Source organism: Streptomyces sp. NPDC057486 (assembly GCF_042802415.1).
GTDB classification, from domain to species: Bacteria; Actinomycetota; Actinomycetes; order Streptomycetales; family Streptomycetaceae; genus Streptomyces; species Streptomyces yanii.
The window spans coordinates 1-11,092 of sequence record NZ_JBHVEE010000212.1 but is presented as its reverse complement, the minus strand read 5'-3'; the positions used below and the strand labels follow the sequence as shown (position 1 = coordinate 11,092).

9 protein-coding genes and 1 pseudogene are annotated in these 11,092 nt (G+C 70.5%); 4 read left to right on the top strand and 6 right to left on the bottom strand.

Annotated features, from left to right (window positions below; genetic code table 11):
* Positions 1-286: 286 nt before the first annotated feature.
* The gene (locus ACFU6I_RS45900; protein WP_384379762.1) at positions 287-1,852 is read left to right on the top strand and encodes an MDR family MFS transporter; all 1,566 of its coding nucleotides are present in this window, start codon (positions 287-289) and stop codon (positions 1,850-1,852) included.
* A 269-nt stretch (positions 1,853-2,121) separates the two neighbouring features.
* Here ACFU6I_RS45900 and ACFU6I_RS45895 read toward each other — a convergent pair whose 3' ends face one another.
* Entirely contained in the window at positions 2,122-2,586 is a 465-nt protein-coding gene (locus tag ACFU6I_RS45895; protein WP_384379759.1) for an SRPBCC family protein, read from the bottom strand.
* A gap of 204 nt (positions 2,587-2,790) precedes the next feature.
* Between ACFU6I_RS45895 and ACFU6I_RS45890 the strand changes: the two are divergent.
* From ACFU6I_RS45890 to ACFU6I_RS45880, 3 genes and pseudogenes are all read left to right on the top strand, one after another.
* A pseudogene (locus ACFU6I_RS45890) lies at positions 2,791-3,394 on the top strand (peptide deformylase).
* A 198-nt stretch (positions 3,395-3,592) separates the two neighbouring features.
* The gene (locus ACFU6I_RS45885) at positions 3,593-4,483 is read left to right on the top strand and encodes a Bax inhibitor-1/YccA family protein (RefSeq protein WP_384379756.1); all 891 of its coding nucleotides are present in this window, start codon (positions 3,593-3,595) and stop codon (positions 4,481-4,483) included.
* Between the two features lie 526 nt (positions 4,484-5,009).
* Positions 5,010-5,318 (top strand): hypothetical protein, encoded by a 309-nt coding sequence (locus ACFU6I_RS45880; RefSeq protein ID WP_384379753.1) that lies wholly within the window; start codon positions 5,010-5,012, stop codon positions 5,316-5,318.
* Between the two features lie 279 nt (positions 5,319-5,597).
* Here the strand turns inward: ACFU6I_RS45880 and ACFU6I_RS45875 are convergent, their stop codons facing one another.
* From ACFU6I_RS45875 to ACFU6I_RS45855, 5 genes are all read right to left on the bottom strand, one after another.
* The gene (locus ACFU6I_RS45875; protein WP_384379750.1) at positions 5,598-6,455 is read right to left on the bottom strand and encodes an alpha/beta fold hydrolase; all 858 of its coding nucleotides are present in this window, start codon (positions 6,453-6,455) and stop codon (positions 5,598-5,600) included.
* Positions 6,456-6,785: 330 nt separating this feature from the next.
* On the bottom strand, positions 6,786-7,637 hold the full coding sequence (locus ACFU6I_RS45870; RefSeq protein WP_384379747.1) for an alpha/beta fold hydrolase: 852 nt from the start codon (positions 7,635-7,637) through the stop codon (positions 6,786-6,788).
* Between the two features lie 742 nt (positions 7,638-8,379).
* Positions 8,380-9,165, bottom strand: a complete 786-nt coding sequence (locus tag ACFU6I_RS45865; protein WP_384379744.1) for a creatininase family protein — start codon at positions 9,163-9,165, stop codon at positions 8,380-8,382.
* Between the two features lie 70 nt (positions 9,166-9,235).
* Positions 9,236-10,303, bottom strand: coding sequence for an alpha/beta fold hydrolase (locus tag ACFU6I_RS45860; protein ID WP_384379741.1), 1,068 nt, complete (start codon positions 10,301-10,303; stop codon positions 9,236-9,238).
* Positions 10,304-10,756: 453 nt separating this feature from the next.
* Positions 10,757-11,092, bottom strand: a 336-nt coding sequence (locus ACFU6I_RS45855) for a response regulator transcription factor (RefSeq protein WP_384379738.1), incomplete at its 5' end; no start/stop codon positions are given.

The following is an 11,092-nucleotide window of genomic DNA, read 5'->3' as shown; positions in this document are numbered from 1 at the left end:
GGCGATGCTCGCGATGCTCGCGCCCGGGTCGGCGGCGAGCATGCGGGCCCCGGTGGTCAGGACGGCTTCCAGGTTGCGCGCTGCGTCGGCTCTCACAGCAGCGAGTCTAACCGCGCGTTGTGAAGCCTGAGACACCTATCACCTCGTAGGTGTGAAGGACCTCAGATTAAGTGCTACATTGAAGTGACAGATAGATCGGGTAGTGCCAATCAAGTGAGGCGCCACCGTGCTGGCGGGCGGCAGGGGCAGCGCTCCCGCCACCCCTTTTGGAGAAAGACGAGTTCCGATGCCGAAGTCACCGTCCCCATCACCGACACAGTCCTCATCACCCCGGGTGGGTGGTGTCGCCGCCGCCATGAGCGCGCTGATCCTCGCGGTCCTGCTCGCGGCCCTGGATCAGACGATCGTCTCGACCGCGCTGCCCCGGATAGCGGAGGAGCTCAACGGGTTCGACGACATCGCCTGGGTCAGCGCCGCGTACCTGCTCGCATCGACGGCGGTGACGCCGCTGTGGGGCAAGCTCGGTGACATGTTCGGCCGCAAGCGGCTCTACCTGGCCGCGACCACGATCTTCCTGATCGCCTCGGTCGCCTGCGGTCTGGCGCAGAACCTGCCCGAGTTGATCGGCGCCCGGGTGCTCCAGGGCGTGGGCGGCGGAGGAATGATCGTGCTGACCTTCGCCCTGGTCGGTGACATCGTCGCCCCGAGCGCGCGCGGCCGGTACCAGGGCATGTTCGGATCGGTCTACGGCGTAGCCAGCATCGTCGGTCCTCTGCTCGGCGGTGTCTTCACCGACCAGCTCTCCTGGCGGTGGGCCTTCCTGATCAACCTGCCCGTAGGCGCCGTCGCCCTGGTGATCGCCGCGAGGGCGCTGCCCGCGGCCACCCGGGGAGCCAAGGTCCGTATCGACTACCTCGGCGCCACCATCCTGGCAGCCATCGCCACCGGCTTGGTCCTGACCACGTCCTTCGGTGAGCGCTGGGGCTGGGGATCGCCGGCCATCGTCGGCCTGATCGTCGCCACCGTCGCGCTGGCCGTGCTTCTGCTGCCCGTCGAGCGCCGCGCCGCCGCCCCGGTCCTGCCGCCGGCCATGCTCGCCTCACGGACCGTGGCCTTCTCCTCGCTGATCGGGTTCTTCGCCAACGCCGCGATGTTCGCCGTCCTGGTCTACCTGCCGACATACCTCCAGATCGTCCACGGCGTCTCGGCCACTCTCTCCGGCATCCACATGCTGCCGCTGGTCGCCGGTCTGGTCATCAGCCAGTCCCTGGCCGGACGCTGGGCCGCCCACGTCGACCGGCTGCGTGTGATCCTGCTCGCGGGTCTCGCCGCCAACCTCGCCGGGCTGCTCCTGCTGAGCACCATCGGGGCAGCGACCGGCACCCTCGTGCTGAGCGTCTACTTCCTGATCACCGGTGTCGGCATCGGCATGGTGCCGATGGTCGTGCTGACCACCGTCCAGAACAGCGTCCCCGCCACCGACCTCGGCGCCGCGAGCGCCGTGGTCACCTTTGCCCGCTCCATCGGCGCCGCCTTCGGAGTCGCCGTCTTCGGCACCCTCCTGAACACCGGTTTCGCCGACCGCACCCACGTCCTGCCGACCGTCGGCGGTTTCGACGCCGCCCGCCCCGACACCATCGGCCGGCTGCCCGCCGCCCTGCGCGACACCGCGCTCGACGCCTTCGCCCACGCCATGGCCACCGGCTATCTCTGGATCGCCCCGCCCCTCGCTGTCGGCATCCTCCTCGCCCTCTTCCTCAAGCCGTCCCGCAGGACCGGCGACACCACCGGCGCCGCCGACGCCGCCAAGGACACCGCCCCCGCCGCCAAGGGCACCGTCCAGGCCGCCTGAGCCACCGGACAGCGCAACTCGACCGGCCGGCGCCCGCACGGACGCCGGCCGTCGGCATCCGTCCGACGTCAGCGGCGGCGGCTACGCGCGGCCCTCCTCGGGCGCGTAAGGGCTGTCCCGTAATCCCTGGTGGATCAGCGCGGGGCGTCGGATGCGGTGCATCGCAAGGCGGAGGAGCGTCCTCATACTGGGCGTATTCGGGCGTTCCGACAACGCAGCGAGGTGCCGTAGCCAGCGTCGTGCGCCCGCCAGGGATTACGGGACAGCCCTTACTCCGAAAGCCTCTTGAGCTGCGCGAGCCACAGGCTGTGCAGCCGTGACGCCCACAGGGGGGACAGCGTGTTCAGGGACTGGGCGGCGGGACCGCGTACGACGTTCTCGGTCACCACATGCGTGCCGCGCTCGACCGCGGTGAGCGACCACGTCCGGTACAGCTGCACACCGGCGCCGACGGCCGACCAGCCGAGCCGATGGGGCGGCACCGGCTCGCCCACGAAGATGTCGAACCGGTGCCCGTGGAACGTCACTTGGAAGGTCTCGTCGAGAGCGCCGGGATCCGCCTGGGTGATACCCTGAAGCCAGTCCGGCCACCGCGTCACATCGGTGAGCAGGCCGAAGGCCGTGGCGGGCGTGGCGTGCACGACGATCTGCGCCTGACAGAAGCCGTGGGCGTGCTCGGGTGAGAAGCCGGACGGCCAGTGGATGTCCGGATGGCTGTCCGAGGCGCCGGGCATCCGGATCCCCTCTCGTGGTGCACGGCGGGATCGGACGCCGCCGCGGGGGAGGACAGCCCTCACGGGCGACCCCGCGTCCACTGTGCGCAGCGACGCGGCGCCCGGCATACGTCAAATGACTGGGCGATCGGCGAAGTTGTCGGCGTTCGTCATCTCGCGGCGTCGAGACCGGAGAGCGCGTCCCTGAGCGCGGCCCGCGAGGTGATGCCCAGATTGGGACAGAACGGGACGGCATCACTATTACGGCGTAATAGCTCGGGCCGTCGAGGTCGTGGAAGTTGCCGTGGGGCGGCAGGCCGCGAACCGGAACGGATGCGGGCCGTCCGGCGCGCAGGAACGGCGCTGCGGGCGGCCCCCGGCGTCGCACCGGCCGCGCCCCAGGTCGGGATTCCGCTGAGTATCGCGGTGGTGGAGGACCGGGCGCGCGGACCGGAGAAGGCCCTGAGGGCGCGTGCGTCCACCCCGCTGCCCTTCCGGGTGTTGGTCGATCCCTTCTACGAGCCCGAGGGCGACACCGGGGCCGCGTTCTTCGAGGGATGCCTGAGCGTGCCCGGCCGGCAGGAAGTGGTCGCCCGCCACGCCCAGGTGCGGCTGCGGGGGCAGGACGAGCGGGGCCACACGATCGGACAAGGTGTTCACCGGCTGGCCCGCGCGCATCGTGCAGTACGAGACCGACCACCTGCGCGGCACGATCTACCTGGACGTGGCCGAGCCGCGGTCGCTGTCCGCCGACGAGGCCGTGGCGACGTACTGGTCGCAGCCCACGCCTGAGACGGCTGCGAGGGAGCTGGGATTCGAGCCGCCGTGACTGCCCGTCGCGGACCCGTGGCATGGCTCTCCTTCCACCGTCAAGTGACTGATGTGAGTGATTCGTCCGGTGGCGCAGGCTGAGCTCGGCCGAGACGTCCGGCGAGCCCGTCGGCGTTCGTGAGCCCCGGAGTGCCGACGGGCGCCGGACTGCGGGGCACGGGTGACGGTACGTCCGAGACGGAGAAGAGGATTTGGCGTGGCACTGGTCGAGCAGCGTTCGTTGAAGAGCAGCAACCCGATACTTTCCCGGCCGCAGTTCGGGCGACGAGGCGGGCAGAAGACGGCGGCCCGGGACCCGCGGGCCGGGGCCGCCGTCGCGCGCGACCGGATCAGGGCGGGCAAGGACCTGGAGCAGGTCCACGACGACGGCCCCACTGCGATGCCGTTCTTCGTCGGCGATCTGATGACGATCGACACCGTTCTGCCCCGTGCGGCGGCGGCGCTCGGCGTCACGGCCCTCGCGGCGGTCCTGTCATGGACGGCGCTGCCGCTCGCCCGGCTCGGTACGGCCGCGTCGTACGGCATCGTCACCGCCGCCGGACTCCTAGCCGCCGCGCTGCTGCTGAGGCAGTACCGCAAGAACCTGCCGTCCCCCTCCTTGACCCTGGCATTCGCGGCGTGCCAGGGCGTGTTCCTGGGTGTGCTCTCGGCGACGGCCTCCAGCCACCTGTCACCCGGTGTCTTCGTCCAGACCGTGCTCGGGACGATCACGGCCTCCGCCGGAGCCCTCCTCGCCCACGCACTGCACTGGATGCGGGCGAACCGCCGGTTCCACGCCTTCGTCGGCGCCGCACTGCTCGGCCTGGGCACCCTCGCCCTGTCGGACTGGATGCTGTTCCCCCTCATGGGCGCGGACGGACTGGGTCTGCGCCCCTTCGGCCTCGGCGTCTTCATGGGACTCCTGGGCGTCGTCCTCGGAGTGTCCTTTCTGCCCATGTACTTCCGGCAGATCGAGGACGGCATCACGTACGGCGCGTCCCGCGATCAGTCCTGGCCGGCCGCGTTCGGGCTCGTCCTGACCCCGGTGTGGCTGTACGTGGAGGCGGTGCGGTCGCTCACCCTCTACCAGGGCGACGACCTCTGCTGAGCCTACGACGCTGCGCCGTAACGCCGCGGGACCCGCAGCCACGGATCACCGGTCTCACATTTCACACGCCCTTGACCAGGACTGTGGCCAGGAGCCCGGTGGTGTACGCGATGCCGTAGTAGCGAAGGACGGGCTGCCTGGGTGAGAAGCCCAGCAGGGTCAGTGCGAGGACGGCCGTTGCGCCGACGACGAGCGGATCGAACCCGGCCTACGCCCGCAGGCCCAGGGCAGTCAGATGACCGATGTGCACGGTCCCCGCCTCCGGAAGACTGACGGCACGAGGTTCACACACACATAGAGCACAGAGGGGGAGAGCGTGACGAGGCACGACAGATGTGGCCGGCCGTGCTGCGACCGTTCGCGGGCCAGGCAGTCTCCGTCCGGGCGGCGGCCCAGGGCCGTCGGCGGCGGGGGCAGGTCGGCCGGCGGCGGGGACAGGCCCGTTCTCACTCTGGTTCGGGGTTCTTCCGAGGGCTCAGACGCCCGTCGGACACCTGTCGAACTGTCCACGCTGACGCGGGACCCCATGCCGGCCGGCGTCCGGGGCGCGATCGTGACGGCGGTGGGCGGCAGGCTCCTGGCCACCTGGATGCCGTTGAGCGGCCCGTCCCGCCTCCCGCAGGGCCGCGTACTGCTCTCCTGGACGCCCACGGCCGATGACCGGACGGATGTCACGGCCTACTTGGGTCTCGCGGGCACCCAGGTACTGCTGGCGTTCTGGCCGGGCCTGCGCAGCGGTTGGTGCGGCGTCGTCCGCCCCACCATTGCCGAGGTGACGGAACTGCATGCCGCGCTCCGCCTCGCGACCGTGGCCCTGAACCGTCTGACCGACTGAACACACGTCTCAGGCAGTGGGACGTGGTTGATGCGTCTTGCGCATGTGCGACCGGTTACCTGCCGCCGGTCAGGCCGCGACGTAATCGGCGACCAGCCGGTCCGGGAACAGTTCGAGCCGCTGGTTCATCGCGCGGTGGTCGTGGCGCCGCGGATCTTCGGGCTGCTGGACGAAGCGGTGGCCGGCCGAGTGCGGCGAGCTCCCTCCCCGACGACTGTCCTGGCCGCCGCCGCGCAGGAGGCGATCGGCGACATCTCCGTCACCGTGTCGAATTCAGGGTCATCCGGGAGAGCGGGGAAGCGGTACGGCCGGCAGCAGCTGTGACTCGTCGGCGGCCGGGCGCGGGAAGGTGGCGGCACGGGAGCCCAGCGGGTCGGAGCGGCGGACCTCGCGGAGGAATTCGGTGAGTATCTCCAGGATCCGGTCGGGTTCCTCGACGGTCGCCGTGTGTCCGCCCCGGACTGCGGCCAGTCGTGCGCCGGGTATGCCCTCGGCGAGCTCCACCGAATGTTCCGGGCTCACGAACCGGTCTCCCATGGCCGCGACGACCAGGGAAGGGGCGGTGATGGCTGGGAGATCGCCGCGGACGTCGATGCGCAGGGCGAGGGCGATCTGCTCGGCGGCGCCGGGAACGGACATCGCCGATCGGGCTGCCACGTCCTGGGCACCTTCCGGGGTGAGGGCGGCCAGATGGTCCGCGGAGAAGGACAACGTGGACACGTAGGCGCTCAGTTCACTGTCGTGGCGGGCCCGCAGGGACGCCCACCTCTCCAGATGGAGCCACAACGCGGTGCGGGGCCGGGCGAAGCCGGCGAGGGTGAACAGGCCGTTGACCCGGTCGGGATGCCGAGCGGCGACCTTGACGGCGACTGCCGCGCCGAGTGAGGCGCCGGCGACCACGAAGTCATCCAGCCCGGCCTCACGGGCCGTGGCCACGACCTCGTCGGCCACGGCATCCACTTCCAGCCGGCCGCCGGGCAGGGGAGTGCGCCCCGACCCCGGAAGGTCGGGAAGCAGGACGGTGTTCTCGGCCGCGAGACTGTCGGCCAAGGTTCCCCACGTCTCGGACGCGGTGCTCCCGATGCCGTGCAGAAGCACCAGGCCGGGCCCGCAACCCCGGATGTCGTACGCGAGCATGTGTCATCTCTCCTCACACTTCCGGTACGAGCACGAGACGGGACGCCGTGCGGGTTCACCTGCCCGGGGTGCGACCGGGCAGGTCACGCCGTTCCGCTCCTGGCAGGGGGCCGGTCCCGTCCGCTCGGCGGTCCGCGAGGTGAGGACAGGCAACGCGTCGTCTCCGGTTGCGGAAGTCGGTTTCCTGGAAGGTCGGTTCGCCCGCGTGGACGACGAGTTCATGAGGTCCGTTCTCGCGCGGGTCCCGCACATGTGAGAGGTGCCGGTGAAGTCCGGGACATGGCCCGAGGGCGGCGGGACCCAAGGGCTCCGCCGCCTCTGCGAGGTGTGTCAGCGGACGGTGGCGCGGGCGGCCCGCTCGATGACATCGGCGACGAGGTGGGGGTGGGAGACGGCGACCGAGTGGGAGGCGGCGACCTCGGTGGTGTGGGCGTGGGCGCGCTTGGCCATGAAGCGCTGGACGGCCGCGGGGATGTTGAGGTCGCGGGTGGTGACGATGTCCCAGCTGGGCTTGGTCTCCCAGGCGGCCGTGGTGGCCTTCTCCTCCAGGGCGGACTGGGCGATGGGGCGCTGCTCGGCGGCCATGAGGGCGGCGTCCTGCGCGGGGACGTCCGCGGCGAACTGGTGACGGAACTTGTCCTGCTGGATGTAAAGGTCGGTGGCGGTGGTGCCGTCGGCCTGCTGGTAGGTGACGGGGTCGAGAGCGTCGGGAAGTGTGGAGCCGGGGTACTTGTTCGTGAGCTCCAGGGCGCTCTCGCCGGTGGCCGGGAGGAAGGCGGCGACGTAGACGAGGGCCTTGACCTGCGGGTCGTCGGTGGCGGCCTGGCTGATGACGTTGCCGCCGTAGGAGTGGCCGACCAGGATCTTGGGGCCCTTCACATGGTCGAGGACCGTCCGCAGGGCGGCGGCGTCGGAGGAGGGGCCGCGCAGGGGGTTGGCGGCGGCGACGACGGGGTAGCCGTCGGCGCGCAGGTCGGCGATGACGCCGTTCCAGCTGGAGCCGTCGGCGAAGGCTCCGTGTTCCAGGACGATCGTCGGCTTGGCGCTCTTGTGGGTCTCGACGGTTCCGGTCGCGCCGCTGGCGCTCCCGCTGAGGGCGAACGCGCCGAGCGCGAGCCCCGCTGTGAGTGCCGAGACCGCACCCGTCACCAGTCGCTTGCGTCCACCCTTGTTACTCACCACGACATATCCCCTTCAGGTACTTCGGCAAGGGGCGGACCGGTCTCACCGGTCAAAGTCACCCCCCTGACTGGTGACGAATTTGTCATGTGGAGTCGTCACCTGTCAAGGCGGTGACTGAGCTTGGCTGGATTGCCGGCCGGTGCACGGGGCTGGGTATCGCGCGGACGGCCACGGACGGGCAGGTGAGAGGCCGTGGGCGACGTCGAGGAGAAGGGCGCCGCCGGCGACGCGGCGGCTGCTTCCGGGGCATGCAGGAGGTGAACCGGTCGCTTCCCGGGGGTGAGGTGCACCCGTGCGGGCCGTACCGGCGAAGACGGCAGGCCCCTTTCGACCCCGGGGCGTCCGGACTGCGGTCGGGGACGGTGGTGGCCGAGGCGGCGCTCGCCGACCGGGGCGCGCGGGGGCGTTCGGGGACGCGGAGCCCGGGCCGGAGCCGGAGCGTCAGGGCTACCTCGAGCGCTGCCCGGACGGCAGCACCTGCCACGCCCCACGCGCGAACCGGCAGCGCACCTGCTCAGGCGCGACGGTGGGTCCTGAACACCGGCTCGGCCGGGAAGAGCATCGCTCTTCCCGGCCGTGTGTATGAGTCCTGCGCGCACGTGTCACGGCGCAGGTGATGGGGCGTACTGTGCGCAGAGTCCGGTCCGCCATGCGACGCCCCGGCGCGCCCTCCGGGCGGACGAAGTGACGTCGCGGGACACCACCTCCAGCGGGCTGCGCGCCCCGGCGGGCCGTGCCGCCCTCAGCGTGCCGACTGCGCCTCGACATCCTCCTTCGTCCACGGGTCCCGCACGATGATGTCGGCCAGTGCCGCCGCGCAGCCCGTGAGTAGCCGCTCCCCCTTTTCGGGGCTCGCCGCCCGGGCGTCGCCCGCCACGCCGGACGCGGTGATCCGGTCGAAGGACACGGCCATGTACACCGGGTCGGTGGACTCAGCGGGCAGCGTGATCCGCGGGCCGTGCGCCTCGGGCAGGTGCTCGGCCCGGATCAGCTCGGGGAGGACGGCCATCATCATGGACGTCTCGCCCTCGCAGGCGTGCATGAGGCCGTCCTGGATCTCCAGGGCGTCGCGCACGGCCTCACGTCCGGCACCGAAGTAGCTGGCGAAGGCGATCGGCGTCGCCAGCTCCGCGGTCAGCTCGGTCGTGAGGGCGTTGAGGGCGGTCATGTTCCCGCCGTGCCCGTTGACGATCAGGATGCGGGAGAAACCCGCCCGGATCACGGAGCGGCAGATGTCCCGCAGTAGTGCGTGCAGTGTGGGCAGGCTGAGCGTGAGCGTGCCACCGAAGGGCATGTGGTGCTCCGACAGTCCGGTCGGGACCGAAGGCGTCACCACCACGCCGGTGTGCTCCGAGGCCAGCACCGCCGCCCGTCTGCACACCTCCGAGGCCAGGAAGTCGTCCACGCCGGTGGGCAGATGAGGGCCGTGCTGCTCGGTGGCCCCCACAGGCAGCAGCACCACCGCGTCCTGCACCGCCAGAGCACGCAGTTCGGCGGCGGTCAGACGGTTCCACTGGACTTCGCTCATCGGGGGACTCCTCCTCGAAGTGGCCGACGCGGGGTGCGGGTCACCACGTCGGTGTCGGGTGGGGGGGGGCTCAGAAGTGATCGACGTCGACCACTGCCTGCGCGAAGGCGGTCGGAGCCTCCTGCGGCAGGTTGTGGCCGATGTTCGTGATCGTGCGGTGGTCGTAGGCACCGGTGAAGTGACCGCGGTAGGCGGAGCCGTCGCCGGGCGGGGTGAAGGGGTCGAGCGCGGCGTCGAGGGTGATGGTGGGGACGTTGATGTTGGGCTGGGCCGCGAGCTGCTTCTCGTAGCGGTCGTAGCGGCGTTCACCCTCGATGAGACCGATGCGCCAGCGGTAGTTGTACAGCACGATGGCGGCGTAGTCGGGGTTCTTGAACGCCTCGGCGGTGCGCAGGAACGTGGCGTCGTCGAAGTTCCAGTTGGGGGAGACGAGGGTCCACGTGTAACGGCACAGCGCGATGCGCTTGTCGACGTCCTCCATGGCCTTCTTGCCGCGTTCGCTGGCGAAGTACCACTGGTACCACCAGTTGTGCTCGACTGCCGGTGCGGCGGGCTCCAGCTGCGCCTTGCGGTCGGTGATGAGGTAGCCGCTGGTGGAGACGAGGGCCTTGACGCGTTCGGGCCACAGCGCGGCGATGATGTCGGCGGTCCGCGAGCCCCAGTCGAAGCCGGCGAGAACAGCCTTCTCGATCTTGAGCGCGTCCATCAGGGCGATGATGTCCAGGGCGATGGCGGACTGCTCGGCGGTACGGGGGGTGCGGTGGGACAGGAAGCTGGTGCTGCCGTGGCCGCGCAGGTAGGGAACGATGACGCGGTAGCCCTGGTCGGCGAGGAGCGGGACGACGTCGACGAAGCTGTGGATGTCGTAGGGCCAGCCGTGCAGGCAGATGACGACCGGGCCGTGCGCGGGACCGGCCTCGGCGTAACCGACGTCGAGGACACCTGCCTTGACCTGCTTGAGCGTGCTGAAACCGGTGTGGGTGCCGGGGGTGACGGCCGGCACGGTGGGGACGGGTGCGCCCCCCGCCTTGTGCGCGGCGGTCGCGGCGAACGCGTTGTTCTGCAGGCCGGACAGCGTGACCGCGGCTGCGCCCGTGCCCAGGCCCACGGCCTTGCTGAATGTACGCCTGTTGATCATGGGAATCCCTCCGTCGTGCGTTTCCGGTGACCGGTTCGCGCCCAGGGAACCTCCCGCTCACACCGGCGGTACGAGATCACCGTGGCGCCTCGGCGCGATGACTTTCGCACACGACCCGTCACCTGTCAAACAGGTGACGTAGGCATGTTCCGGTGAGCCGAGGGGCAGGTTCGTGACTGCATTTCTCAGTCGCATCGACCCGATGCCACATACTCTCGTCCAGGCGAAAGCAGACACATCAGTCATCTGACGGTGCAACGCGGGCAGTACGCCCCACGTGTGTGAGGTTTCTGTCCGCCGCCCGGCGCCGTACATGGGTATGCCGGGCGATTCCCCTCGTCCGTACATGGGTATGCCGGGCGGTTCCCATTGCCGCGGGGCCGGCGTTCCTCCCCCGCGTGGCGATGGCAACCGCCCGGCATACGGCCGAGACAGCCTTCCCGTCGGCTCGCGTCAGCTGCCCTGTCCCTCCTCCAGCCTGGCCAGTGCGTCGCGCAGTGCGGCGCGGGAGGTGATACCGAGTTTGGGGAAGACGCGGTAGAGGTGGGAGCTGACGGTGCGCGGTGACAGGTGCATTCGTTCGCCGATCTCCTTGTTGGTCAGGCCGATGGCTGCGAGACCGGCGATCTGGCTCTCCTGCCAGGACAGTTCGCTCGGCTGCGCCGACGCGGTACGCGTGGCCAGTCCGGACGTCCTGAGTTCGGCTCGGGCGCGTTCGGTCCAGGTGGGTGCGCCGAGTCGTTGGAAGGTGTCGGCGGCGAGGGTGAGGGGGTGTCGTGCTGCTTTGGG

Coding starts and splice junctions, on each gene's coding strand:
- ACFU6I_RS45900 (WP_384379762.1), top strand. CDS start 287: ATGCCGAAGTCACCGTCCCCATCACCGACACAGTCCTCATCACCCCGG.
- ACFU6I_RS45895 (WP_384379759.1), bottom strand. CDS start 2,586: ATGCCCGGCGCCTCGGACAGCCATCCGGACATCCACTGGCCGTCCGGC.
- ACFU6I_RS45860 (WP_384379741.1), bottom strand. CDS start 10,303: ATGATCAACAGGCGTACATTCAGCAAGGCCGTGGGCCTGGGCACGGGC.
- ACFU6I_RS45865 (WP_384379744.1), bottom strand. CDS start 9,165: ATGAGCGAAGTCCAGTGGAACCGTCTGACCGCCGCCGAACTGCGTGCT.
- ACFU6I_RS45880 (WP_384379753.1), top strand. CDS start 5,010: ATGCCGGCCGGCGTCCGGGGCGCGATCGTGACGGCGGTGGGCGGCAGG.
- ACFU6I_RS45875 (WP_384379750.1), bottom strand. CDS start 6,455: ATGCTCGCGTACGACATCCGGGGTTGCGGGCCCGGCCTGGTGCTTCTG.